Genomic DNA, 23890 nt, shown 5'->3' on the forward strand with positions numbered 1-23890 from the left:
CAGCACAGGCAATGGTTCGCGAAGAATCAGACTGGGTCAGTGATATCTCGGCAACTGGTTCAATTCCGCTTGGCTTCACTGATCACCGGATAAGCGCTTCTATGCCACTGCCATCCTGGTTGTATAAGCGGTAATGCGTGCTCCCCTCAGCACTGGCGTTGTCCCCCTCTCTCGCACATGAAAACTAACCGCCACCTTCATCAGGGCGTTGCCCAATAAAATAGGGAGAGTAACGGCTTGACCGTCCGCTTCGGATCGGTTGCAGCCCTTCTTGACAGTGAGCAATCGACCCAAAGCTAACATGACAGTTACACAGCTGCAGCAAGGCCGCAAAGGACACGTCGCTACCACGGTTAAACATTGCTGGCTCCTCGCAACTAGACCAGTCATGAAGAGCCGACCACACGGCTAGCTGCAAATTGGCTGTCGTTGACCAGCGACAGCCAAGGACCGGTTAAATGGCCAAACCGTTCGCCGTTTTGATTCGCGTCATTACCTGCTCAGTGATCTCGACCGTAGACAAACCACGCGCATTGATGACTGTACTGTGGGGGTAATAGGCTCGAATGAGTTGTTCGTGATTGTGATAGCACACGAAAAGAACGTCATTATCTTTCATTCGTGCCTTCAAGGACGGTAAATAATCGGGTTCCGCATCGCTGCCCATGATCATGACGCGCGGACTAGCGAAATGGGCTAGAACTGGTCGATCAATTATTTGAACCCCCCGGTTTGACGAACGAATCGCTGACGCCCAACAAGCATCAATCAACGAAAAGACTAGATCTGTCTGATTCGAGTCGAAAATAATATCCACTATTCTGGGATACCACTCCAAATGACCGATGGCTGCAGGCTGAAGCTCTTGCGGATCGAAACAAGCCTTAACTAGGTCTTTTGCTAAATCTGAGAGCTTGTCAGTGACGTAGAGTGACCTGCTGACGAGGTCATTGTACTCATGATTCTGAATCGGATCGCTGATCTGCAGTATCTGAATAGCATCCAACTGCCCGCTGCCCTGACTAGGGCGTAACGAAAACTGGGAGGCTATGAAAGATTTCCGCAGCATTTGGAGCTGAAGCTCAGACAGTTGGCTGAGCGTAATAATCATGAATCGCCTGCTGTTGCTCTTGATTTCACCTCTACCGATCGCAGCCGCCAAACGGCCATAGTATTTGGCTTTCTCGTTCTCCATATCGTTCATACAGCCCGAAAGGAGCGCGGTGTAATCATCAGCAGTGAGATGCTGGGTCACATCTGGTGTGACCTCACCCTCAAAGACATTCTTGATGAACTCTTCGTAGCGCTTTTCAGTTCGACGCTCCATCTGAATCGCTGCCTGCTTACTCAAAAGCTGCAAGCTTTCATAGCCAGCAGTGAGCAGTCCGCCTCCAGGCAAAAGCCCTACACCGGCTTTGGCCGCAATCGATATCAGTTCAGTTAGGGGATGCTCTCTGTCCTGCGTCACCTGAAAATCTCCTCTCGATGATTATATAATCCGCGCAAGAAGGCCGGACACGATGTCACGATAAATCTTTTCGTACAGAGCCTAGCAATCGGTATTGCTAAGCGGGTCTTTTTGACCGCCCGATACGCTGACCAATATGCCCGAGATTGATCCCGCTGCGCCTGCAACGTCGACTGAATGTTCTGATTTAGTAAGCGATTCTGGATGACTGCTTTTGGCCGATTCTGTTGAAAAAGTCGGCTTCGAATTCCACGGCAGAAAAGTACGCGCCTGAGATTGAAATCTGAGTTTGCGCAGAAGGTTCAGGAGTTGGATTTCACGTAGCAGCGTGCAAAAGAGGTGTTTTCGTCCATCTATATTCGAGCGTTTTGGGCAAGCCGACTTTTTCAACAGAATCGGCCGAAAGCCGTCGGTCGCGAACGGCAGCCATTGGCCAAAACCGGTCATTCAGCTTCGAAAACATCGATTTCTCTCACCGTCTTTTAACAGGGTATGAAAAGCGCAGGGATCAGCGCCGTTACTGCGAACTGGTACGGTATTACGAAGTAGCAAGGGACTAGACTCGTTTGAAATATCTGCATTTCACTCTTGATTCACCGTAATTATTTTCCCATAACTCATGAAAAACTGTTTCTTAATAATACCAAGCAAAATAGTAATAAGTTAGTTAGGCTGCTTTTTCGTCGTACGTATAAATCAGGAAAGCTGTATGAGTCTCCTAGCGCAAAATCCAAGATTTACGATAATTCTAGCTATTTTTTATTTCCTTTCAATGGTACTTGTGGCAAGAATTACTCACCTTACAATTTTTTCTCATGAGTTCTTGAATAACGAAGGCCGCAAACGCTCAACGAGACTGATTGAAACAGTTCCCGTGCGCGGCACCATATTTGATCGATTCAAACAGCCCTTGGCGGTCTCCACACCCGTCAGCACCTTGTGGGTAAATCCTAAACAATTCACCCCAACTAAACAGCAGGCAGTAATATTGAACGAGCATCTTGATATTGACGCCTCGCTGATTAGCCATTTGGCATTGAACACCCAAGGCAAATCCTTCGCTTATTTAGCCAGAAGGGTTGATCCAGAGGTCGCAAGGAAGATAATAAAATTATCTATCCCAGGCATCTATGAGCGCCAGGAATACAAGCGATTTTACCCGCAGTCTTCGATGCTGGCTCAGACATTAGGCTTCACCAACATTGACCAGAAGGGCATTGAAGGTATCGAATTAATGTATAACCATAAACTTTCAGGCATGTCTGGCCTAGAAGAACTCACCTTGAATTTACGCAAGCGAGTCACTAGCGAAATCCTTGTGCACAAGCCCATCACCCCTGGAGAGGATCTATATTTAACAATTGACTCCACCCTTCAGTACTACGTTGAAAAAGCACTATTGAAAGGACTTAAGAACAATGCAGCCCGGTCGGCAAGTGCAATTCTTATACACGCCAAAACAGGAGAGGTATTAGCATTATCCACGATGCCCTCATTCAACCCCAATGCACGTAAAAGCTTTAGTGCGGACGTCATTCGAAACCGCGTATTTACTGACGTATATGAACCGGGATCCGTGATAAAGCCATTCAGTATGGCCGCCGTTCTGACCGCTGGCATAGTTGACAAAAATGCCATCATTCAAATAGCACCAGGCTTCGTAAAAATTAATGGGTATACGATTCGAGATGTGGGTAGGGACAATCAGTTAGACCTGCCGGGCATCATCCGCCGCTCGTCAAATGTCGGCATGAGCAAGGTCGCGATTCCGACAGGTGGAGCAGTCATTTCTCAATTGCTGATTGAGCTGGGATTCGGAAATAACACCTCAGTCTACTTTCCAGGGGAAAGTGTTGGGACTGTTCCAACCAAGAGGGTATGGTCAGATATCGCCACAGCTAGCCTTTCATACGGATACAGTTTGTCGGTCAACTTGGCTCAACTGGCTCAGGCTTATACCGTCTTTGCAAATAATGGAAACCTGGTTCCATTATCGATAATCAAAGGTGAGGCACCGCCACCCCGCAATGTCATAAGCCCGGAGGTCGCCAACAGTATTCTGGACATGCTCGTGCATGCAGTCGATGGACCTGGAGCAGGCGGAAAGCGCGCAGCAATCAAAGGTTATGTAATAGCGGGTAAAAGCGGAACCTCACGCAAGGCATCCAGTGGCGGATATCAAAGCAATAAATATAGAGCCATGTTCGTGGGTATCGCTCCGGCCAACGCACCTGAGTTCATTATGGCTGTATTGGTGGATGAGCCCACCGCTAAGGGTTACTTCGGGGGAGCGATTGCAGCACCGATTTTCAAGGAGGTACTTGAAGATGTCCTTCGCATCAGAAATATACCGAGTGACCAAAGTCAAACTCTGCCAGCCGCTCAAGGTTCAGTTGGCGCAGAACGTTCCGGCCCGGTCTAGAGTTATGGTGACTGAAGTGACCGTGATAGCCACCCTGAAATGCAGATCGGCTTGCGACGCTGACTGAATCGAATTCGGGCTCGTTGGCAGACAAGGGGCCTATCCCAAATCGTTCCAACAATCAGTTTCTGATAGGCGACTGATTACTTTTGGCCGAAAGCAGCCTGCCCGCATTGAAGTGAACGCCGAGGCCAACTGGGTCGAACCGAATGCCGTGGTGTTCCGTGCACGCGTTCGGGACGCGGTTGCTCCAAACGCATGGTTCCCCTGGTATCAGGATCGGGTTTAACTCGTTTGGTGTACTTGGGTCAGGTCGTTGAGACTCCTTGGGAAAGGCAATGGGCACCTAATGACCATTTACACAAAGATCAGACACCCTCCTGGGTTTATACTCGGCGCCATCGAAATTAACCAAACTCAAATGAACTGAGATACCTCATGAGCCGTTCTCTCTCTATGACACCTGAGCGCAAGCTGGTCGCGCCGCTGGTGGCTTTTGTATTCCTGTTAGTTGGCGCCGCGTTCCTGCAAAACAGCGTCGGCTCGCGCCAAGTGCTGTTGCTGGTGGTCGGCGCGGCGTTGGGTTTGACGCTTTATCACGCAGCCTTCGGTTTTACGTCGGCCTGGCGGGTGTTCATCAATGATCGGCGTGGCGCGGGTTTGCGTGCGCAAATGGTGATGCTGGCGGTGGCGGTGCTGCTGTTCTTCCCTGCACTGGGTGCGGGCACTCTGTTCGGTCAGCCAGTGGTCGGGTTGGTGGCGCCGGCCGGGATTTCGGTGGTGTTCGGTGCGTTCATTTTCGGCATCGGCATGCAGTTGGGCGGCGGATGTGCGTCAGGCACCTTGTTCACCGTGGGCGGCGGTAATGCGCGCATGCTGGTGACCTTGTTCTTCTTTATCTGCGGTTCGTTGATCGCCACTCACCACGTTGACTGGTGGTTTTCGCTGCCCTCGTTCCCGGCGACTTCCATCGTCAAAAGTTTCGGCGTGGTTCCGGCATTGCTCGTGAGTCTGGCCGTGTTCGGGATGATTGCGGCTGTGACCGTACGGCTGGAAAAGGGCCGTCATGGGCAGCTTGAAAAGGGTGTGACCAGCGAGCACCAAGGTCTGCGCCGCTTCTTGCGCGGGCCGTGGCCATTGGTATGGGGTGCAATTGGATTGGCCCTGCTCAACTACGCCACTCTGGCGCTGGCCGGGCGGCCGTGGGGCATTACTTCGGCGTTCGCGCTGTGGGGCGCCAAGGTTGCGAGCGGGTTGGGCGTCGATGTCGGCAGTTGGGTGTTCTGGCAGATCCCGAGTAATGCCAAAGCCCTGGCCGCGCCGGTGTGGGAAGACATCACCAGCGTCATGGACATCGGCATCATCCTCGGTGCGCTATTGGCCGCAGGCTTGGCCGGGCGTTTTGCACCCAACCTGAAAATTCCGGCCCGTTCGCTGTTCGCGGCGGTCATTGGTGGCCTGCTGCTCGGTTATGGTTCGCGCCTGGCGTACGGTTGCAACATCGGCGCGTACTTCAGTGGCATCGCCTCGGGCAGCCTGCATGGTTGGCTATGGTTAGTGGCTGCGTTTATCGGTAATAGCGTGGGCGTGCGTCTGCGGCCGTTTTTCTTTGGGGCCGAGCGTCGGCAATTGGCGTTGGGCGGTTGCTGAGAAATCCAATGACTGACGCCCTTCAGGGAAGCTGCCTTTGCGGCGCCGTTAAATACGAGATCCGGTCGCGACCCAAGGCGCTTTCCCATTGCCATTGCAGCCAATGCCGCAAAAGCCACGGTGCGGCTTTCGCCAGCTATGGCAGCGTACTGCGTGGCGATCTGAATATTGTCTGCGGCGGCGATAGCATCCGGTCCTACCCGTCCTCTGAATCAGTACTGCGCAAGTTCTGCTCCCAGTGCGGTTCGTCGCTGTTCTGGTCAACAAGCCAAGGCGAATACGCTGACTGGATTTCGATAGCGCTGGGGACCCTGGACACGGAGTTCATCGCCGACAAACAAAAGCACATAGAGGTAACATCCAAAGCCTCGTGGTACGAAATCCAGGATCGTTGGCCGCAACACCAGTAACGCCTTGAAATCTGCGGCTGGCAGCCGATAAGCCCGACTGCCACCACTGTAGGGGATGGTGGCATACCAGGGGGTATGGTTTGCGCCGGCACATAAAAGGGCCCCCACACCTGGCGTCAGTGTGGGGGCCTTTTGAACATAAGCAGCGTTATTAATACTCAGTCTTCGGCTCCCTCAGGGAACGCAGGGCACATACCGGGACAGTGCCACTCGCGGCAATACCGCGAGCAACTGGTTGCCTTCGCTCACATACAGCACCTCTTCGAGCTCGCCTACTTCATGCATCTGCATTGCTCCCGCTCCGTCGGTTAATTAGCGCTCAGCGTAGTAGGCCCGGTAGCGAACGCATGCTTTTTGGGTGGAAAATCCGCCCAAACCGTCAGTCGCTGTCGTCGAGCAAGTTGTTCAACGCAATGGCCCGCAATTCGCGAACCTTATTAATACTTTTTTCCGGCGAAGATTTCACCACATCCCGGGGGTCATTGATAAGCACCCGTCCGTAACCATCGATAATGAACTGTAAGTCCTCGATGTGCACGTGATGGGTTTTCAGCTTGGCAATGATAGCGTCGCAGTCCTTTTGGACGTTTGTATTAAAGGTTACGTTGCTAGGCAGGCTCTTGCGGTTATGAATCACGTCTTCAGAATCCAGCGCGTTGTGAATGTAGTCTTTTGAAAGGCCAACTTGGCCATTGTAGTCAACCAACGCATGCGCATCGACCACCGGAAAACCTAGGTCTTTAAGCTGCTTGGTCAGTTGCATCTCTTTTTCTGCGAAATCACTCGCTGGAATATTGCCCGTGGTGCCGGCGCGGATCAGGCAGACACACTGCCTAGCATCCTGCTGAGAATGGTAAACATCTTTCTGACTTCCGGTTCCAAGCTTTACGCCTAACGACTGTATAGAATTAAATTTAGAAGCACCCTCGCTTATATTGTTACTCAGGCCGTCCGAGAGGGATGTCGCATTGGAAACTTTTTTCATAATGTTAGCCACCTTCCACATTGTTTTTATCTTACAGACTTGCGATGGAATGCATCGACGTCTGGATCAGTGAGTGAACAGATAGGTATGGTGAGTTCCAATTTTTCATGCGTTGCTTGAAAGGCTGGCGTGCTCCCAATCGCTCGAGTTGCTGAGGACTCAGGGGGGGCAAGAACATTAAAGTTGCTGGCTGGCTAATCCCCCTGAAAAAAGCACTCATCAGAAGTGGAATTTTCTCCTGACCGGATCAAGAAAATTTTGCGTGAAGACATTGCGTTTTTCAGACAGTCAAATCATGGCTAGCCTCAAGCAAGCCGAGGCTGGAACTCCTGCGCCAGAGCTGTGCCGCGAGCATGGCATCAGTTCGGCTACGTTCTACAAGTGGCGTACCAAGTTCGGCGGTATGGACGCCTCGCTGATGGCCCGCTTGGCGCCTGAAAACACCGAGATCGCCGACAAACTGATCCAACTCACCTACAACCAGCGTAACTGGGGATTTGGCTTGTGTTTTCTGTATCTGCGCAACGTTAAGGGTTATCGCTGGAACCACAAGCGGGTGTATCGAATTTACCGCGAGCTTGAGCTCAATCTGCGCATCAAACCACGCAAGCGCATCGTGCGCGAGAAGCCTGAGCCGCTGGCCGTTCCTGAGGCCACTAACCAGTGCTGGTCAATGGACTTCATGCACGATCAATTAGTGGACGGACGCAGTTTTCGGGTGTTCCATCTGATTGATGACTTCAACCGTGAAGCCCTGAGCATGGAAATTGATTTGTCGCTTGCGGCTGAACGCGTGGTGCGGGCGCTGGATCAGGTCATTGAATGGCGCGGAAAACCGCAGGCAATCCACAGCAGAACGCCTACGTCGAACGCTATAACCGCACGGTACGTTACGATTGGCTGGGCCATTACTTGTTTGAGTCGATAGCTGAAGTTCAGAACTATGGTACGAACTGGATCTGGACATATAATCACGAGCGCCCGAATATGGCCCTTGGCGGCATTGCCCCTAAACAGAAGTTGGCCCTGGTGGCCTGACCTCTATTTCTGATGTGTATTAGAAATGGGGGAATCACCTTACAAACCGAGTAGAAAAACATGAATCGTCGTAAAAAAATAAAGCAGCTCTTAAAGGCTCACGCCAAAAAGGCTAGTGCCAAATTGGCACCGGCAAGCAAGTCTAAATACATTAGTAAAGCTGACCAATTGAAACTCGCTGCTGAACCCAGTCACGACTCAATCATTTCCTCTGAGAGCTGATCTAGGTATTCCGATGGCACGTACCGCAAGAACGCGGCTGAACAATGCAGTCAACGTCGCTCTCTTCGGTTGCTGGACGCTGCGAACTCCAGCGCACCTGGCGAACGCATCGCTTCGCTCCTCGCCCCGTCAGCTTCTGCATCCAGCCTGCAGGTCGTCCCATAAACCGACCCTTGATCCGAGTGAAACAGCAGGCCCTGAGGTCTTCCACGTTGTTCGTAGGCCATATTCAGCGCCTTGATAACCAGCTCGGCGTCCGGCTTTTCCGACAACGCCCAGCCCACCACCCGGCGCGCGCAAAGATCCAGTACGACCGCCAGGTAATGCCATTTCCCCTGGGCCCAACTGTAGGTGATGTCACCGCACCACACCTGGTTGGGTGCCGGGACATCGAACTCCCGATTCAAGATGTTCGGGATATCCAGTCGTTCAACCGTTGCTCGTTTGTAAGCATATGACCCTGGCTGTTTACTCACGATTTCAAGCTCGCGCATCAGGGGCAGGTAGCCAGAGGCCAACCGATGCGCGCTGCACGGATGAGACTGGCCTTAACAACCAAGCGGTGAAATGGGGCAATGATGAAGATGTAGGCCCGGCCTAGACGGTTGTGGCACTGGACCACGGTTGAAAAAACGAGTTGGTGACTGCCTTCTGGCTCTGCCTCTCCAGAACATAGAACCGATATCCGGAAGTCGAGGTGCTTGTCGTCCTCTCCCAACACGATTTCAGTCTGGTTCGTGCTGTAGACCTTGAAGGGTCCAATCCGATTAGCAAGTGATGCCAAGTGTTTGGCTGTCTTGAGACCAAAACAGGCAACGATAGTGTCTCGGACTTTCGTGAGCCATCCGATCCAGAATGGCTGGTGGGAAAGGATAAATCGAGCTAACAAATCTGGATTGCTAGATGTGCCCGCAGGGAGCCGAATCGCAAAAGCGTCCGCTAGGTTCATCGACTTGTAAAGGTGGTAGATGCCGGACCTCGAGGGGACTGGCACGGGCGTAATAAGCTCTAATTCTCTGGGCATCGGGGATCTCTCCTGAGGTCTAACTACTAATTAGGCGACATGCCATGTCACGTTTCTTGTTGCAATGGCTTGTCGTATAACGCTCCTTGTCGCCCTGTCAGTGCTTGTCTAGCTTAGAAGTGGTGTAGCCGTCCGGGCAGCACCCTGAGCCGGTCATGACAGACGAAAATCAGCCCGGTCTTCTGCTCTGGTCTGGCCTTACGACTCGTCTTTCAAATCATCCAGCGCATCGATAATTACTTCATCGCTGTCCGCTAACGCCTCTGCATGTCTTGGGCAATGATAAACAGCTTTTTTCTTGCTTTTACAGGCCTGTTGTCAACGGCTTACAACGTCATTTTTAGTGCCCAGGACTGCGCCAGAAATTCGATGATCAGCGATGTAACCTGCTGCTGGATCCCCTCACGCGGGCGGGCGCCCTCCCCCTCCCCATCCCCGCAAATGATGCCATCGCCTGGTACATCTTCTTCGAGTAATGCCACCGCGCCAGGTTTGCACAATGACAGGAAGCTGAAGTGGCTGGCATCGCTGATCTCGACGTAACGGCTTGACGTCCGGGGCAGACGTTTGGCCAGATCGGCGGACTCCAACTGAGCGGGTAGCTCATGCGACGGTACGCCAGCGGCGATTACCAGCACCGGAACCGAGAGTGCCGCAAGGCTTTCATCGGTCATCCCGCGTGAAAGTCCCAGGTCCAATGCAACCACGGCAGTGACGCGTTTATCGCGCAAATCGCCGGCCAACTTAGCCTTCAGTGCTGGAGTGCTCGCGGGGTTCATCTGTTGATAGGTGGTGCAGCTGGTTAACTGTGAGTGGACTTTGCAGTCACGGGCAAACAGGTCTGGGTCGAAACGGGCACCGGCGATCTCCATGGCGGTCCAGCCGCCGAGTGAATGGCCCACCACGGCAATTTGGCGCTGAGCGACCACGCCAAATTTTTCAGGTTGAGTCGTGACCGCCTCAATGGCTCGGCGCAAGTCGACGGGCCGCTGCCACAACTGCGCTGCCGCTTGAGGGCTGCGGTCATGGGTCGTACTGCCGGGATGGTTGACCGCCGCGACGATGTAACCCTTATGGGCCAACGCACTCGCCAGCCAGGTCTGATTGCCCCAGTTGCCTCTGAAACCGTGGGAGAGCACCACCAATGGATGCTCGCCAGCCGCCGGCGGCGCGTCGCGAACAGCAGAAGCACCGACAAACACCACTGTGTCGGCGATCAACTGAGCGGTGGCAGTCGTCGTACTGGGGTACCAGACAACCAACTCCAACGGACGCTCATTGTGCGTGTCCGCCAGTGTGGAGGATTGGAAACCGACAGGATTATCGTCAGCCAGTGCATTGGCAGACAGGCAGATTAAAAGCAGGGCGCCGAAAGATGTTTTCAATGTTGTTATCTTCCTTGAACAGAAAAGTGCATAGAGACGCTGTGCACGGGGGAGTTGCCCAGACATTAAAGTCTACATTCTCACCGGCGTGCGTAACTTTTCTTATCCCCGTAAATGAGTCGGCAGTCCGGATTAGTCCGACCATTCTTGTTTCACGCACTCGAGCCAATTAAGACAAGGTTTTGGTGGAGTTCAAGAGCGTTGACCGCTCAGGAAAATGCTCCCGAATGACGCAGTGAGGCCTGCTTTCGGTGCCGCATGGAGAACCCATACGGTTGCAGGTGGCGCGATACCGGCCTATGTTCCAGACAGTGCATTGTCTGCAACCACCACCCGCAGGCTGCTGTCGATCCAATACGATTACCCCGTAGTGAGGTGAAGACATGCCGAACGATTCCCGCCCCGCTGTGCTCGAACTGATCGGTAATACGCCGCTGGTGCGTGTCAGCCGTTTCGATACTGGCCCGTGCACCCTGTTCCTCAAGCTCGAATCCCAGAACCCCGGCGGCTCGATCAAGGATCGTATCGGCCTGGCGATGATCGATGCCGCCGAGCGTGATGGTCGGCTGCGACCCGGCGGCACCATCGTCGAGGCCACCGCTGGCAACACCGGGCTGGGCCTGGCCCTGGTGGGACGGGCCAAGGGCTATCGAGTGGTGCTGGTGGTACCGGACAAAATGTCCACGGAAAAAGTCCTGCACCTCAAGGCCATGGGCGCCGAGGTGCACATCACCCGTTCCGACGTCGGCAAGGGCCATCCCGAGTACTACCAGGACGTGGCGGCGCGGATGGCGCTGGGCATTCCCGATGCGTTCTTCGCCGACCAGTTCAATAACCCGGCCAACCCGCTGGCCCACGAGACCAGCACCGCGCCGGAGATCTGGGCGCAGACTCAGCATGACCTGGACGCTATCGTCGTCGGTGTCGGCTCGGCCGGCACGCTAACCGGGCTGACCCGCTTCTTCAAACGCGTGCAACCGAACCTGGCCATGGTACTGGCCGATCCGGTGGGTTCGGTGGTTGCCGAATACAGTCGCAGCGCCACCCTCGGCACGCCAGGTTCGTGGGCAGTAGAAGGCATCGGCGAAGACTTCATTCCATCGATTGCCGACCTGTCCAGTGTGCGCCAGGCCTACTCCATCAGCGACGAAGAAAGCTTCGACCATGCCCGCCAACTGCTGCGCGCCGAAGGTATTCTCGGCGGTTCCTCCACAGGCACCCTCCTCGCCGCCGCGCTGCGCTACTGCCGCGAGCAAACCGAGCCCAAGCGTGTCGTGACCTTCGTCTGCGACACCGGCACTCGCTACCTGTCCAAGGTCTACAACGACCAATGGATGAACGATCAGGGGCTGTTGCAATACAAGCACTATGGCGACTTGCGCGACCTGATCGCCCGGCGCTTCGAGGATGGCCGGGTGATCAGCGTAGGCCCGGACGACACGCTGCTCACCGCCTTTCAGCGCATGCGCCTGGCGGATGTTTCGCAACTGCCAGTGCTGGTGGACGGCCAGCGGCTGGTAGGCGTGATCGACGAGTCAGACATCTTGCTCGGCATCCACCACGACGCCTCGCACTTTCACATGACCGTGGCCAGCGCCATGACCAACACCCTGCAAACCCTGGCCCCCAGCGCCAGCCTGGCGCAACTGCAGGCAGAACTGGACCGCGGCCTGGTGGCAATCATCGCCGACGCCACAGGCTTCCATGGCCTGATTACCCGCGTCGACCTGCTCAATCATTTACGGAGATCCCTTACATGAGTCAGCACGATAAAAGCGCCTTCGCCACCCGCGTCATCCACGCAGGGCAAACGCCAGACCCCACCACCGGCGCGCTGATGCCGCCGATCTACGCCAACTCCACCTATTTGCAAGAGAGCCCCGGCGTACACAAGGGTTTCGACTACGGGCGCTCCCACAACCCCACGCGCTTTGCCCTGGAACGTTGCGTGGCCGACCTTGAGGGCGGCACCCAGGCCTTCGCCTTTGCTTCCGGGCTGGCGGCGATTTCCACCGTGCTTGAGCTGCTTGATGCAGGCGCGCATATCGTCTCCGGCAATGACCTGTACGGCGGCACCTTCCGCCTGTTCGACAAGGTGCGCCAGCGCAGCGCCGGGCATCGCTTCAGCTTCGTCGACCTGACGAACCTGGCGGTTTTCGAAGCGTCATTGCAGGCCGACACGCGCATGGTCTGGGTCGAAACACCGAGCAATCCCCTGCTGAGCCTCACCGACCTTGGCGCCATCTCACGCATCTGCCGCGACCGGGGTATCCTCTGTGTCGCCGATAACACTTTCGCCAGCCCGTGGATTCAGCGCCCGCTGGAGCTAGGCTTCGACATCGTGGTGCACTCGACCACCAAGTACCTTAACGGCCACTCCGACGTCATCGGCGGCATCGCGATAGTCGGGCAAAACCCGGAACTGGCCGAGCGCCTGGGCTTCCTGCAAAACTCGGTGGGCGCCATCGCCGGCCCCTTCGACGCGTTCCTCACCCTGCGCGGGGTCAAGACCCTGGCGCTGCGCATGGAGCGCCACTGCAGCAACGCCCTGGAACTGGCGCAATGGCTGGAGCAGCAGCCGCAGGTGGCACGCGTCTACTATCCGGGCCTGCCTTCGCACCCGCAGCACGAACTGGCTCGCCGGCAGATGCGCGGCTTCGGCGGGATGATTTCGGTGGACCTGAACAGCGACCTGGCCGGGGTCCGGCGCTTCCTCGAAAACGTCAAAATCTTCGCCTTGGCCGAGAGCCTGGGCGGCGTGGAAAGCTTGATCGAACATCCGGCGATCATGACCCATGCCAGCATCCCGGCCGAAACCAGGGCGCAGTTGGGCATCGGCGATGGGTTGGTGCGGTTGTCGGTGGGCGTGGAAGCGGTTGAGGATTTGCAGGCGGACTTGACTCAGGCACTGGCACGGATCTGAGGGATGGGGTGAAGGGCCGCCTTTATTGAGGGGGCGGCTTTCGGCCAAAAGCAGACCATGGACACACTGCTCATACGCCAGTAATGTGTGCCCACGTCATGTCGCTTTTCCTCCTGGCCTCGCTTTCTGGGACTGCGCGCCGCAGCCCCTTAACCTAAACGTTAGCACTCACGGCAGAATAATGGTTATCCAAACAACTATCGGCGCACTGTTCTTCTCTGCTTACGCGAAAGGCCGGGCACTGGCTACCGACGAAGCTATCTTTAAACATACGCAACTAGAACCTCGTCTTCCTCCTGGGATGAGCGTCGATTTACTTGAAGCAGTACTAGTCGTACTTAAACCCCAACTACCAATCAACACCGTTACGATTTCTTGCAAGTGGGTTAAGATTCCAGGTCCTTGGGATGATCGACCATCTGGAGAATGCTTGGATGCACAATCTTGGGTGCTTGGTGAAAAACTTGTTCTCATTGGCACAGAGGACCTCGATAGTCTTAGCATTCGTTTAACAGAGCATGGCCTCTTAAACGCGCCTTACCCGGTTAACTACTGCAACGATGGTTTTGACATTTTGTTGCCACTGGTTCCTGCGTGTCGGATAACGTCGTTGCACTTCATAGTGGCATCCAATTCTTACCCAGAGCCTGTAGATTGCTCTGCTTGGTACGCCGTTGATGTACCTCACGGCCACGTATTGACCGCCGTAGGTGAGGGCTAACAACTAGTTCAAGTCGCTCGCTTCGCTCATTCGAGACCGGCTAAAGCCAGCCCCTTAATCGTAGAGATGTTTGGTGTTTCGCCCGAGTATGCGCAAGGTTTAGCGGTAGGTACCCTAGATGGAATTCAGTCGCATGGAGGAAATCCGGAGAATGGGCTCACGGTGAAATAGACAGTGGGAGTAGTTGTGGCGGGCCGGATCAACTTTGGCGCATTTTGTTCAAAAGTCCATAAACCGAATGACTGCTTAGGGTCGAAAGCAGACACTCAAGCGCTGGCTTGGCTCACGCAATTAAACTGCTACGCTGTTCACTCCACGGAGGAACACCGATGCCGAACTCAGATCTGCTCCCTTCCCTGCTGTCCAAGCTCTACGAAAACCAGCTATCCCTTGAAGCCTCCATCATGGAGCTGACCAATTGGGTGGAGCAGCACGGCGGCGCCGAGGTGGCCGAGAACGTGCGTGGCGCATTGGAAGGCATCGACCGGAACGAAGAGTTCATCAAGCTGACCCTGGCTGTCCTCATGGCGCCCGAGTGATTCTGCTATCTCGCCCCTGACGCCCCTACTACCAGGTTAAGCAGCTCTCTGCCTGGGCTGCTTGCCCAAGGAGCGTGCCGAGCAGATGGTGTTGCACCAGGATGAGCCGGCCGAGGTCTTCGAATGGTTCAAGATCGACACTGCCGTGGGCAATGTGCGGAACAAGGGGCCCGAGCTGATCACTCCGATGTCGTCACTTTAAAAAAAATCCACATGCGCGCTCGCCCTTGTCCGAACACTCCAAAATTGTTTTTGATGAAAAATCACCAGATCTCTTCCATGAAGAAGACCTGTCAATCCACATGATCTCATCATGCTTATTTCCAGTATTTGGCCTCATTCTCAGATATCTTCCCTCCGATGTGGTGTAGATGCAGCTGATTAAAAATCCGCGAGTTTCTGAGTTTTCTTCAGTCAACACAAAAACCGCTTTATCAAATGCCACGACACTAGCGATCCCGTCACCGGGTAGCACACCGACCCAATCAACACCTTCCGATTTGGCTGGCGAGCTAAATACCCCCCGGGTGTTTTGTATGCTTCTAGGGGACGGGCATGACTCTTCGTCACCGGGCCAAACCGGGATATCAAAGTACTGGCTACCAGCTTCGGCAGCCAAACCCATGAATAGCGGTGACACGATCACGCCACACCAAATAAAAAAACGCACCGACAAATACCATTGTGGTTTTCAGGAAGTTCCTTTTAACCAGCAAAAGAATTTATGCATATAGGACTTTTCTGAGCCTTCCGGAGATTTTTCCTACTTTTATCACCCTCCCGTATGGCGTGCTACCTACGCGAAATAACCCTGACGTACGCCTGGCACGCCCGCAACGCGATCAGTCCGTTGTCTCCCTCATCGGTGATAGAGACAATTCTTTGAGCATGCGCCGGGTCAAGTCGGGCTCTACGGGCTGCATGAACCACGCCGACGGCGCCGGGGGTGGCAGGCACGTCGCAGCCACTGGCTGAATCCGTGGCGTCGAGAAGGACTGACAGCCGCACATCAGCAGTAGCAAGGCGGTCGCGCAGCAGAGCCTGGTTGCGTTGAGCATCGGAAAGTTCTCGGGTGTGTAGTTGATCTGAGGTGGCCAGCGTCTTCTCCAGAGCCAGGCGCTTGTCCTGCTCGGCGCTCATCTGCTCGGCGGCCGCCGCGCTGACCTCGGCCAGTTCTCCCTGGTGCTGGCCGGCCTGCTCCGCCAGTTTCTTGCCCATGCGCCATTCCTGTACCTGCCAGATGAAGCCGGCGGCACTGGCCATCAGCACCAGGATCAGCACCACCAGCCCGGCCAGCTTCTGTACGGGCGTCATCACGGCACATCCTTGAAAAAGACGTGATGCCCCAGCCGCAGTGTCTGCCCGGCCTTCGCCGCCCAGGCCGGAGCCTTGGGCATCGTGGTCGCGTAGTAGTGCGTGGCCCCGCCAGTTGGATCAGGCACCGCGCCCGACATCACCTGGTCAGCTGCTCGCTGGGCCTGGGCGAACTGAGCGGCCGGGATCGGCTTGGCGCCACTCAGGTAGGCGTAGTTCGGATCGTTCTGGTTCCAGCAGCTGAACTGCCAGGGCTTCAGGCACACACCGGCATAGCCTTCGCCCCACCAGGACTTGGCCTTGCCGTCGAACACACGGTTGCGGATGGTCCAGGCGACGGCGATCTGGCCTTCAAAACCCTCACCCCTTGCCTCGCCCCACAGCGTGCGCGCCAGAATGTCCCGGTCTTTTTCGAATGCAGTCATGCTTTTCTCCAGGCAAAAATAAACCCGCTCAGTGGCGGGTAGCGGTGTTCGGGAAGAACTCAGGATGCGGGCGGCGGGGCCAACTGGTTGATAGTTACCCGTGCGGCGGTGCGCGCTACCTTGACGTCCGGAGGGATGGGCGTCTCGTCTTCCAATAGAGCAAAGGCGTGCCAGTCGGTTTCCTTTAGGTATGCGCGGGCTTGGTCTAGGCTAATTTGGCCAGCCAGATCTTGGTCCGTTTTGATCAGTTCAAGCTTGCTCCAGTCCACCATTTTCTGGTTCCTCCTGGTTGGATTCTTCAATTACAGGTAACTCAACCGCTGGTGGTGCTGGCGGGGTGGTGTCCGGGAAGTCTACTGGACCGGAACTCACATCAAGGATGATTGGCTCAGGCGGATTGCGGTATTCCTCTGGACTATCCCAATCAACGGGCAGGCGCAGGGTGAGGTGCAGAACTCCGTCCTTACGTTCCACGTACTCGGTCTCGACAAAGAACGGATTGCCTACAGCTGAACCCGGCAGGCGGTGGCCTTCTGGTAATTGGGACAGGTCGATTACCTCGCCGTTGATGGTGAGGCTGTCACCGTTAACGGAAGCTTCAAGCGGCCAGTCGGTCAAGAATGGGAATAGTTTAATTTTCATTTCCAGCGCCCCCATACGTTAATTGTCATTACAAACGCCTGTGCGGTTGCCCCGTTTCTAATTAGCACGCTAAGGACCGACGGGGATGGAAGGGTCTCAGAGACAACCCCATATTGATCGTAAGATACAAGTGCCTGGACAAGGGTGGCGGATGAGAACTTATATCCTACAGCGCCGTTAACTAGGGCTATAGGCAGGTTAACGGTAACTGCCGTACTGACACTGTTAGCTGCAAGCACAGCAGTTGTCGGGGCAGCGCCTCTGATATTAACCTCACCATTTGCGTACTTGTTTACAAGATACCCGCCAACTAAAGCGGACGACATTAGCCCGCCGCTTGCTGGGTCTTCCAGTGCGTTAACTCCGTTGTATACGGGGGACCAAGGGGTGCCAGCAGCAGCACCTGCGATAAAATAGCGTTCCCACACCCCGGCAGAGTTTACTGCGTAAGCAATTTGGCGAGTCCACGCCCCATCTCCACTAGCCAATTGGTCAATGTAGACGTATGGATACGGGAGGGCTGAGCCACCATTACCAAAAATAAACCGAGCGTTTATTGCAGGCAGCGTGTCCGCGCTATCGGTAGGCTGTTTGTCTATTGCTCTAGATCCCCCCATTCCCCCATGACCCGGTGTCACAAGCCTACCAGCCGTGATGTCAGTGGGTGAGGCAACTTTAACCAGCTCCCCTGTCGCGGCATAAAGCTCGGCCGTCATCGCATTGATCTTCATGCTGGCCGTACGCGGCGGATCACCACCAAGGCCCTGCGGTGGAGTGCCCAGAATAATTTCTTGTCTTGCCATACTGTTCTCCAGACGAAAAAAAACCGCTCAAGGCGGCTGTGTAGATCAATCAGCAAGTATCAATTAAGTGCCGGGGAGTCTTGCAAAGATAGCTGCTGGAGAACCCAAATCAGTCCAGGGGGAAATGGCAGAAAAGGAATAAACCTGCAAATAGTTTCCGGAATAATTGAACCGAACACCTAATGTTGCCGCATTAAAATGATATTGCAGAATTCCGCGCGACAATGGATTTATCATAAAATATTCATCTGACAACAGCGGCCCCGTCAGAGCATTTCTCCAGGCATATCCCCGGCCTTGACTACCTTCCGTAATCACGCCTTGATAAGACCAGGAGTGGCTGGCCCTGGTGAATATGATAGGGGTGGCGCCTGAGTCGTAGATAACTTTTTTGTCTGCCCCCCACATACGCACGCCATAATCCGCTGTGGACTTCGAGGCAAAGACTGCCGCAAACCACTTCCCTGTAGGAAGGTAGCTCGTATTATTGGAACTCAGGGTGAAGCCTGTCCAAGCTCCCGGACCGCCATTTACTGTCATGCCGTCATATATATCGCCAGGCCTGGAAGGCGAGTTCTGAATAAATATGCAGGGTGGTTCAGCCGTAGTAATCGGAGCCGGAAAAGTCACATAAGAAAACCTGCCCGAGGGTAGGTAGTTCCCATTGTAAATTGAGCATAGCCGTGGAGTATCCGAATCAATCTGCACATAGAAACTATCGTTCTTAACGATTAATCCAAATGTCAATTTTTATACCTCACAACTAGCAGTCGAAACTGAATAGTCGAGCCGTAGTTATCTGACGCCGGCTGTGCGGGATGTTTGGATCTAATCGTAACTGACCCCATCGCGACAGACTGATAGGGCATGGCACTCATCGAATAATTATTCGCCGCCGGCTGAGTAGGAAGTACCACCGCACTGCATTTTGACGGATCGAAGCCGGCTATTGGAACAGTGATTACCGACCCCATAGCAAGCTGATACAGCACGTTGTGAATCACCTGATAAGTAAAACTATCCGTATCCATTTCGAGCGCCCCTTTGGCACTCCACGTCCTTACTCCAAAGCTCATGGCGAAAGCCTCCCCACCAATACACGTAGAAGTTCATTGACGTCATACACGGCAAGACCGTCGTTGTTGAGCAGCGACGACCCGCCGGTACCAGCACTGCGAAGCGTGAATGTGCCTGCCTTCACGTTGATCTCAAGCAGAGGTCGGCCTTTTGAATCCATAGCCTCAGACCGCAGCGTCATTCCCAGGATTACTTCCTGAATAAACGCTTTATTGATCACCGCCTGATTGATGAACACCTGGCCACCACTAACCACGAATGGCGTTATCAGTTGCCCGCTCACCTCATCCACGATCGCGAAGCGCTGAGCGAACGCGATGATCTCCGATGTGTCGCCGTCGGAGCCCAGAGAAAGCCCGGCCATCACCTTCTTGCCGCCGGAAGTGGTTTCGACTTTGAGCGTCTTCATGGCCGAGACCTTGCCGTCGGTCTCGGTCAGGACTCGGTTGGTCTCCTGGATCGCTGCCGTGTTTTGGCCTGAGGTTGCCTGAACAGTTTCAACCTTTTCAGCCAAAGCTTTATCCGCATTGGCCAGCGCAGTGGTTTCAGACTTGAAGGCCGCTTCATTGCTGGCAACCTTGGCCCCCATCGTCGTAACTCTTTCAGCCAAGGCCGAGGTGGCTGTTGCAGAGGCCGTGGACACATCGAGAATACTTGCTGCGTTCTGCCCTACCTTGGCTTCCAGCCCGTCGGACCTGACGGACTGTGCAAAGTCGCGCTCTGCAATAGCAGACATCAAAGACCAGGCTCCTGCAGATGAAGTACTGTCGCCCGCGCTGCCCTCCTCCGAACCCGCAGAGTCAGATTTCACCAGCGCATAAACCCCGTCCAGCTTCTCAGCTGTAGCCGTGACCTTGCCATCCACTTCCTCGATAGAGGCCTTGTTCTTGCTGATCTCCAGAGCCATGGCCGCGTTTGTTTCGGCAATGGTTCCCAGGTTGAACCAATAGTTGGCATTCGGCGGTGTGGTGTTGATCGGTACCGCGGTGGTGGCCTGGAACAGTTGCTGCCCTACTCGCACCATGTCGCCTTTGGCGTAGGTCTTTGTGGGCACATACTCCAGAGCGTCGACTACTTCCGAGATCAGGTCTTCCAGCTCCTGCTTGGCCTGCTCCAGACGATCGTTAACCGAGCCAGGACCGTCGCCAGTGATCAGGTCGATCTCTTCGCGCAGGCTCTGGTACAGCGCACCCTTCCCGATTTTGTCCGCAAAGTACTTGTCGTACTCGGTCTGGTCCGAACTGGCCCGGCCATTGATCGCGCCAGGGATTGGATAGAACGGCCCGACGTTGCCGGTACGATCCACCAGGCGAGCCCAGAAGTAGAAGCTCGCCCCCGCCAGGATGTTCTGCATCTCGTGCTTGGCTTGCGGGTAGCTGAAGTCGCTCAGTTTGATCGCAGTCGTCAGGTCAGGAGATTGGCTGTACCAAAGTTCCGTGCGCTGGGTGTCTTCAGCACCTGGTGGGAAACCCCATTGAATGCCGATGCCATAAACCAGGCTGGCGGTGTTCAAGAACGCCACCGCCGGCGGAAGGCCGACTTTGCCTTCAAGGTTGGTCAGGTTGGAGCTTTTCCAGATCGACGAGATCTCGAAAGCACTCACCGAACGGACCCGGGCCAAGTAGGCACCCGAGTAAATGCCAGTGACGTCCACACTGGTCGATCCGGTGCGCGGCAGCTTGATCCAATTTCCGCTGTCCTTGCGCCACTCAATGTCATAGGCGACAGCGCCATTCACAGCGGGCCAGGAGATGTTCATGGTGCTGATGGCAATGCCTTGATTCACTGCATGAGCCGAGGTGATGGTCACGCTCGCCGGCGCCGGAACCACTGTGATCGGAACAACGCTGATTGGCCGCTCTTCAAGCCGGGCGCCAGTATCGATGTGCGCGAACTTGCTCGGGTCGTACTGGATGGCCGAGATTTCGAACACGCCAGGCTCTGGTCGGGAAACGCTGGTTACGCGATAAAGCGGGATCGCCAGGTCGTCGGCGTCGAGCGCCCACACCAGTTCGCGCTCCGGTGCGACGGAGTACGACGTGGTAACCGTGACCTGCCGGCCGCTGACCAGTTGCACGGTTCGCCCCTCGCACTTGCCATCGGGCAGGTTCAGGATCAGCCGGTCGCCCGGCTTGGCCTGGGTGTCGCGGTCCAGAGTGATGACCTTGCCATTCACAGCTGAGATGCGCCCGCCCACAGGCCGACCAGCCAGCAGCTCATCAGCAATCGGAATGACGTAGCCAGGCAGCGGGATACGCCCGTCGAGGCCAACCTTGAACGTCACACCCCGATCCTTGACGTTGGTGAGCAAAGCCCACTTGCCCCGGCGCTGCGCCTCGGATTCGCGGGTACAGCCAATCGCGCTGATCTCCAGCGGGTTGTCGCCGTAGCGGCGCTGCAGCTTTTGATCCGTAACCGCGGTGACGTCGGTGTCGTAGTTGTTCGCCGGGTTGTCGTAGCTGATCAGCGCCCTGGTGTAGCGGGTGCGCTCCGATGCGCTGAAATAGGTGAACTTGCCATCGATGACGTTCGCACGGGTGTAGGCAAAGTCGAAGTCGGTAGCGCGCGGCATGTCCGACAGGGTAAAGACCTGGCCCTGGGCCCAGTAGGTCATGCCTCGGTAAATCGCGGAGATATCGCGCAGCAGCGACCAGGCATCAGCCTTGCTTTGTAGGTTCAAGCTGCAGATGAAACGAGGCTCCTGCCCGCCCTTGCCATCCGGCACCAATTGGTCGCAGTACTGGGAGATGCGGTATAGCTCCCACTTGTCCACCATCCACGGCTTGATGCGGCGGCCAAGGCCGAAGCGGTCAGCGGTGGTGATGTCGTAGGTCATCCAAACCGCGTTATCGGTCCAAGCTTGCTTGAATGTGCCGTCCCAAATCCCCGTGTACGAGCGCGACACAGGGTCGTAGTTGCTCGGGACCTGCATCTTGCGGCCATTACAGCGGACTGTTACGGCGGGAATATTGCGGAACTGCTCGGCCGAAAATTCGATGTAGAGCAGCGCAGTGTTCGGGTACCGAATCTTTGCGTCGATCACTTCCGTGAAACCAGCAATCTGCATGGTGTCGGCGATTTTGTTGTTGTTCTGATTGGCAGTCAGCCGAGTGATTCGGAGCAACCAGCCCGTAGTCGCCCTCGGCAGATTGATTCGCCGGGTACGCTCGTAGGTGCTGGTGGTCTTGCCATCGACGGCCTCATTCAGGACTTCTTGGTATGCGCCGCCGTCGGTGGCCACCTCGACCTTGTAGGCGATCCGATAGCCGTTAATGTTGCCACCAGCGTCAATGGACTGAAGCATCGGCCAAGCAAAGCGAACGCGCACCGCTGAAAGCTGAGTGTTGCTGATTGCCCGAACCCACGGCGTACCGCTACGCAGCTCGGTGCTGATGGTGGTTTCGTTCTCAACAGATGGAATGCCCTGGATATAGGTCTGATCCACTGCACCGGTGCGCCACTCCCACTTCACGTTCGGGAAGTTCATGTTCCCCTGCGGGTCTTGCAGTGGTGTGTTGTCGAGGAAGATGTCTCGCGCCGTTGGCGTGCCTTCAAACTCACCCTCGCCCACAGCGATCAGCATCTTGGCAATTGCGACAGAGCGCAGGCTGTCAGGCGCCTCAGTTGGTGTCTTGGGCTTGTCCGAGCCGCCTTTTGAACCCGCCACCTCCACCCTCATCGTCGTAGCCATACTATTTACTCCATTAAAATTGATTTTTTAACTTCATGAGCTTTATTTAAGTAATCAATCTCCGCGACATACAGTAAGAAACAGAACAACAGGAGTGGACGCATGAATAGAAGCATTGAGCAATGCGAAAAAGAAACACTCAATGACGTTGAAAAAGCATTGAAGGATTGGTACCTCTGCTTCTTTTCCTGGGCGATAGTTCATTACACGCTTGGAATAACCTCAAGCATAGGCGCTGTACTCGTTGCTTCTAGCATTGAAATTCAGCACAAAGACTACATAAGCGTTTACGTTGCAGTAGCAACTGCAATCCTAACTTTCTTGAAGGCTCAACAAAAATCAAACTCTTATGTGCTTGCTTGGAGAAACCTCAGAGCTGAGCGAATGAAATACTATGCAGGAAGTTCAAGTCTTGAGAAATTAGCAAAGGTATACACTGATGGTGAATCGAATGTCGGGCGGCATGATTAAACCAAGTAGAGCCTCAAGCTCTATCTTCAGCATAAATCGCCGCGCTGATAATCGCCCCACCCCATCGGCGTTCGCCGTAGCACAGCGGTACCGGGTTGCCGGATGCAGTGGTGTTCTTGGCGCTACCGAAAGCGTAACCGGGGGTGTTCTCTGGCGCGGCGCTGGTCTTTAGGCCGCCCGCTTGAGGGCTAAGCATTTGGATGACGCCACCCAGAATCATAGATCCACCCATCATGATCAAGGCAGAGCCGAAGGGCGCCATGGTGCCGAAGCTACCCCCGGTGATCACCAGGCCGACAACAATCAGCACAGCCCCAATGATTGTTTGGAGGGCGCCACCTCGCTTACTGCCTGTGATTACCGGGGCAATCCGGATGTCACCGTCGCCGGAATACCCGAGCTCTTTTTCCTCAAGATTTTTCGACCCTCGGAAAACTGCAAACTCGATCCCGCGCGACTTTGCGTTGGACAGGAAGCGCTCAAAACCTGGGATCTGCACACACAGTGCCTTTATGGCCTCGCCTGGGCTTCGCACAGATAGCCTGAAAGAGCGCCCGAATTGCCGGAGCTGACCGTAAAGAGGCTCTTCGCATTTAAGGGTGTAGCTGATTTCTAAACCCTCCTGACTTCAGCAAGCACCTGGCTATGTAATTGGTTAAATTTCTAAAGCCCAAGGCGGT

At 55.0% G+C, this 23890-nt stretch carries 21 protein-coding genes and 3 pseudogenes; 10 read left to right on the forward strand and 14 right to left on the reverse strand.

Features of this window, described 5'->3' with window-relative positions:
• Window positions 1–454: 454 nt before the first annotated feature.
• On the reverse strand, window positions 455–1468 hold the full coding sequence (locus ACZRJ6_RS25800) for a hypothetical protein (protein ID WP_463970584.1): 1014 nt from the start codon (window positions 1466–1468) through the stop codon (window positions 455–457).
• Between the two features lie 81 nt (window positions 1469–1549).
• Entirely contained in the window at window positions 1550–1915 is a 366-nt protein-coding gene (locus tag ACZRJ6_RS25805) for a hypothetical protein (RefSeq protein ID WP_463970583.1), read from the reverse strand.
• Window positions 1916–2177: 262 nt separating this feature from the next.
• Between ACZRJ6_RS25805 and ACZRJ6_RS25810 the strand changes: the two genes are divergently transcribed.
• From ACZRJ6_RS25810 to ACZRJ6_RS25820, 3 genes are all read left to right on the forward strand, one after another.
• A complete protein-coding gene (locus ACZRJ6_RS25810; RefSeq protein ID WP_463970582.1) occupies window positions 2178–3890 on the forward strand; it encodes a peptidoglycan D,D-transpeptidase FtsI family protein in 1713 nt (570 codons plus the stop codon).
• A gap of 438 nt (window positions 3891–4328) precedes the next feature.
• A complete protein-coding gene (locus ACZRJ6_RS25815; RefSeq protein WP_463970581.1) occupies window positions 4329–5540 on the forward strand; it encodes a YeeE/YedE family protein in 1212 nt (403 codons plus the stop codon).
• Between the two features lie 8 nt (window positions 5541–5548).
• Window positions 5549–5950: a GFA family protein gene (locus ACZRJ6_RS25820; RefSeq protein ID WP_463970580.1), complete on the forward strand. Its 402-nt coding sequence runs from the start codon at window positions 5549–5551 to the stop codon at window positions 5948–5950.
• 379 nt (window positions 5951–6329) lie between these two features.
• On the opposite strand, the gene hopBF1 is transcribed toward ACZRJ6_RS25820, so the two are convergent.
• Window positions 6330–6935, reverse strand: a complete 606-nt coding sequence (hopBF1, locus tag ACZRJ6_RS25825; RefSeq protein WP_463970579.1) for a T3SS effector protein kinase HopBF1 — start codon at window positions 6933–6935, stop codon at window positions 6330–6332.
• 262 nt (window positions 6936–7197) lie between these two features.
• On the opposite strand from hopBF1, the pseudogene ACZRJ6_RS25830 reads away from it, so the two are divergent.
• Together ACZRJ6_RS25830 and ACZRJ6_RS25835 are read left to right on the forward strand one after the other, a co-directional pair.
• Window positions 7198–7973: pseudogene (locus ACZRJ6_RS25830) on the forward strand (integrase core domain-containing protein).
• Between the two features lie 60 nt (window positions 7974–8033).
• Window positions 8034–8195, forward strand: a complete 162-nt coding sequence (locus tag ACZRJ6_RS25835) for a DUF2986 domain-containing protein (RefSeq protein WP_463970578.1) — start codon at window positions 8034–8036, stop codon at window positions 8193–8195.
• 155 nt (window positions 8196–8350) lie between these two features.
• Here the strand turns inward: ACZRJ6_RS25835 and ACZRJ6_RS25840 are convergent.
• The 3 genes and pseudogenes from ACZRJ6_RS25840 to ACZRJ6_RS25850 form a co-directional block, all read right to left on the reverse strand.
• A pseudogene (locus ACZRJ6_RS25840) lies at window positions 8351–8692 on the reverse strand (DDE-type integrase/transposase/recombinase); the annotation flags it as partial.
• A complete protein-coding gene (locus tag ACZRJ6_RS25845; protein ID WP_463970577.1) occupies window positions 8689–9219 on the reverse strand; it encodes a DUF2867 domain-containing protein in 531 nt (176 codons plus the stop codon). The gene ACZRJ6_RS25845 and the pseudogene ACZRJ6_RS25840, both read right to left, overlap by 4 nt.
• 326 nt (window positions 9220–9545) lie before the next feature.
• On the reverse strand, window positions 9546–10604 hold the full coding sequence (locus ACZRJ6_RS25850) for an alpha/beta hydrolase family protein (RefSeq protein WP_463970576.1): 1059 nt from the start codon (window positions 10602–10604) through the stop codon (window positions 9546–9548).
• Window positions 10605–10987: 383 nt separating this feature from the next.
• Between ACZRJ6_RS25850 and ACZRJ6_RS25855 the strand changes: the two genes are divergently transcribed.
• The 4 genes and pseudogenes from ACZRJ6_RS25855 to ACZRJ6_RS25870 all read left to right on the forward strand — a co-directional run.
• Window positions 10988–12364, forward strand: coding sequence for a pyridoxal-phosphate dependent enzyme (locus ACZRJ6_RS25855; RefSeq protein ID WP_463970575.1), 1377 nt, complete (start codon window positions 10988–10990; stop codon window positions 12362–12364).
• Complete coding sequence (locus ACZRJ6_RS25860) at window positions 12361–13527, forward strand: cystathionine gamma-synthase (RefSeq protein WP_463970574.1); 1167 nt, start codon at window positions 12361–12363, stop codon at window positions 13525–13527. Before ACZRJ6_RS25855 ends, ACZRJ6_RS25860 begins: the two co-directional genes overlap by 4 nt.
• Window positions 13528–14577: 1050 nt before the next feature.
• On the forward strand, window positions 14578–14787 hold the full coding sequence (locus ACZRJ6_RS25865) for a hypothetical protein (protein ID WP_463970573.1): 210 nt from the start codon (window positions 14578–14580) through the stop codon (window positions 14785–14787).
• A gap of 64 nt (window positions 14788–14851) precedes the next feature.
• Window positions 14852–14989: pseudogene (locus tag ACZRJ6_RS25870) on the forward strand (DUF159 family protein); the annotation flags it as partial.
• On the opposite strand, the gene ACZRJ6_RS25875 reads toward ACZRJ6_RS25870, so the two are convergent.
• The 7 genes from ACZRJ6_RS25875 to ACZRJ6_RS25905 form a co-directional block, all read right to left on the reverse strand.
• Window positions 14981–15457, reverse strand: coding sequence for a DUF3757 domain-containing protein (locus ACZRJ6_RS25875; RefSeq protein ID WP_463970572.1), 477 nt, complete (start codon window positions 15455–15457; stop codon window positions 14981–14983). The pseudogene ACZRJ6_RS25870 and the gene ACZRJ6_RS25875 sit on opposite strands and share 9 nt — an antisense overlap.
• A gap of 122 nt (window positions 15458–15579) precedes the next feature.
• Window positions 15580–16101, reverse strand: coding sequence for a lysis system i-spanin subunit Rz (locus tag ACZRJ6_RS25880; protein WP_463970571.1), 522 nt, complete (start codon window positions 16099–16101; stop codon window positions 15580–15582).
• Window positions 16101–16526, reverse strand: a complete 426-nt coding sequence (locus ACZRJ6_RS25885; RefSeq protein ID WP_463970570.1) for a cell wall hydrolase — start codon at window positions 16524–16526, stop codon at window positions 16101–16103. Before ACZRJ6_RS25885 ends, ACZRJ6_RS25880 begins: the two co-directional genes overlap by 1 nt.
• A 249-nt stretch (window positions 16527–16775) precedes the next feature.
• On the reverse strand, window positions 16776–17168 hold the full coding sequence (locus ACZRJ6_RS25890) for a hypothetical protein (RefSeq protein ID WP_463970569.1): 393 nt from the start codon (window positions 17166–17168) through the stop codon (window positions 16776–16778).
• Window positions 17165–17971: a hypothetical protein gene (locus ACZRJ6_RS25895; RefSeq protein ID WP_463970568.1), complete on the reverse strand. Its 807-nt coding sequence runs from the start codon at window positions 17969–17971 to the stop codon at window positions 17165–17167. The genes ACZRJ6_RS25890 and ACZRJ6_RS25895 overlap by 4 nt, the downstream gene beginning before the upstream one ends.
• Window positions 17972–18034: 63 nt before the next feature.
• Window positions 18035–18601: a hypothetical protein gene (locus ACZRJ6_RS25900; RefSeq protein WP_463970567.1), complete on the reverse strand. Its 567-nt coding sequence runs from the start codon at window positions 18599–18601 to the stop codon at window positions 18035–18037.
• Between the two features lie 442 nt (window positions 18602–19043).
• A complete protein-coding gene (locus ACZRJ6_RS25905) occupies window positions 19044–22739 on the reverse strand; it encodes a TipJ family phage tail tip protein (protein ID WP_463970566.1) in 3696 nt (1231 codons plus the stop codon).
• Between the two features lie 102 nt (window positions 22740–22841).
• Here ACZRJ6_RS25905 and ACZRJ6_RS25910 point away from each other — a divergent pair, with 102 nt between their 5' ends.
• A complete protein-coding gene (locus ACZRJ6_RS25910; RefSeq protein WP_463970565.1) occupies window positions 22842–23210 on the forward strand; it encodes a hypothetical protein in 369 nt (122 codons plus the stop codon).
• A gap of 13 nt (window positions 23211–23223) precedes the next feature.
• On the opposite strand, the gene ACZRJ6_RS25915 is transcribed toward ACZRJ6_RS25910, so the two are convergent.
• The gene (locus ACZRJ6_RS25915) at window positions 23224–23820 is read right to left on the reverse strand and encodes a tail assembly protein (RefSeq protein ID WP_463993564.1); all 597 of its coding nucleotides are present in this window, start codon (window positions 23818–23820) and stop codon (window positions 23224–23226) included.
• Window positions 23821–23890: the final 70 nt, after the last annotated feature.

The organism is Pseudomonas sp. C321, assembly GCF_055407105.1.

Excerpts from the sequence above, each read along its gene's own strand:
- ACZRJ6_RS25845 (WP_463970577.1), bottom strand. The coding sequence starts at position 9,219 with ATGCCCAGAGAATTAGAGCTTATTACGCCCGTGCCAGTCCCCTCGAGG.
- ACZRJ6_RS25820 (WP_463970580.1), top strand. The coding sequence starts at position 5,549 with ATGACTGACGCCCTTCAGGGAAGCTGCCTTTGCGGCGCCGTTAAATAC.
- ACZRJ6_RS25895 (WP_463970568.1), bottom strand. The coding sequence starts at position 17,971 with ATGGCAAGACAAGAAATTATTCTGGGCACTCCACCGCAGGGCCTTGGT.
- ACZRJ6_RS25805 (WP_463970583.1), bottom strand. The coding sequence starts at position 1,915 with ATGACCGGTTTTGGCCAATGGCTGCCGTTCGCGACCGACGGCTTTCGG.
- ACZRJ6_RS25810 (WP_463970582.1), top strand. The coding sequence starts at position 2,178 with ATGAGTCTCCTAGCGCAAAATCCAAGATTTACGATAATTCTAGCTATT.
- ACZRJ6_RS25890 (WP_463970569.1), bottom strand. The coding sequence starts at position 17,168 with ATGAAAATTAAACTATTCCCATTCTTGACCGACTGGCCGCTTGAAGCT.
- ACZRJ6_RS25910 (WP_463970565.1), top strand. The coding sequence starts at position 22,842 with ATGAATAGAAGCATTGAGCAATGCGAAAAAGAAACACTCAATGACGTT.
- ACZRJ6_RS25855 (WP_463970575.1), top strand. The coding sequence starts at position 10,988 with ATGCCGAACGATTCCCGCCCCGCTGTGCTCGAACTGATCGGTAATACG.
- hopBF1 (WP_463970579.1), bottom strand. The coding sequence starts at position 6,935 with ATGAAAAAAGTTTCCAATGCGACATCCCTCTCGGACGGCCTGAGTAAC.
- ACZRJ6_RS25885 (WP_463970570.1), bottom strand. The coding sequence starts at position 16,526 with ATGACTGCATTCGAAAAAGACCGGGACATTCTGGCGCGCACGCTGTGG.
- ACZRJ6_RS25905 (WP_463970566.1), bottom strand. The coding sequence starts at position 22,739 with ATGGCTACGACGATGAGGGTGGAGGTGGCGGGTTCAAAAGGCGGCTCG.
- ACZRJ6_RS25865 (WP_463970573.1), top strand. The coding sequence starts at position 14,578 with ATGCCGAACTCAGATCTGCTCCCTTCCCTGCTGTCCAAGCTCTACGAA.
- ACZRJ6_RS25815 (WP_463970581.1), top strand. The coding sequence starts at position 4,329 with ATGAGCCGTTCTCTCTCTATGACACCTGAGCGCAAGCTGGTCGCGCCG.
- ACZRJ6_RS25835 (WP_463970578.1), top strand. The coding sequence starts at position 8,034 with ATGAATCGTCGTAAAAAAATAAAGCAGCTCTTAAAGGCTCACGCCAAA.
- ACZRJ6_RS25880 (WP_463970571.1), bottom strand. The coding sequence starts at position 16,101 with ATGACGCCCGTACAGAAGCTGGCCGGGCTGGTGGTGCTGATCCTGGTG.
- ACZRJ6_RS25860 (WP_463970574.1), top strand. The coding sequence starts at position 12,361 with ATGAGTCAGCACGATAAAAGCGCCTTCGCCACCCGCGTCATCCACGCA.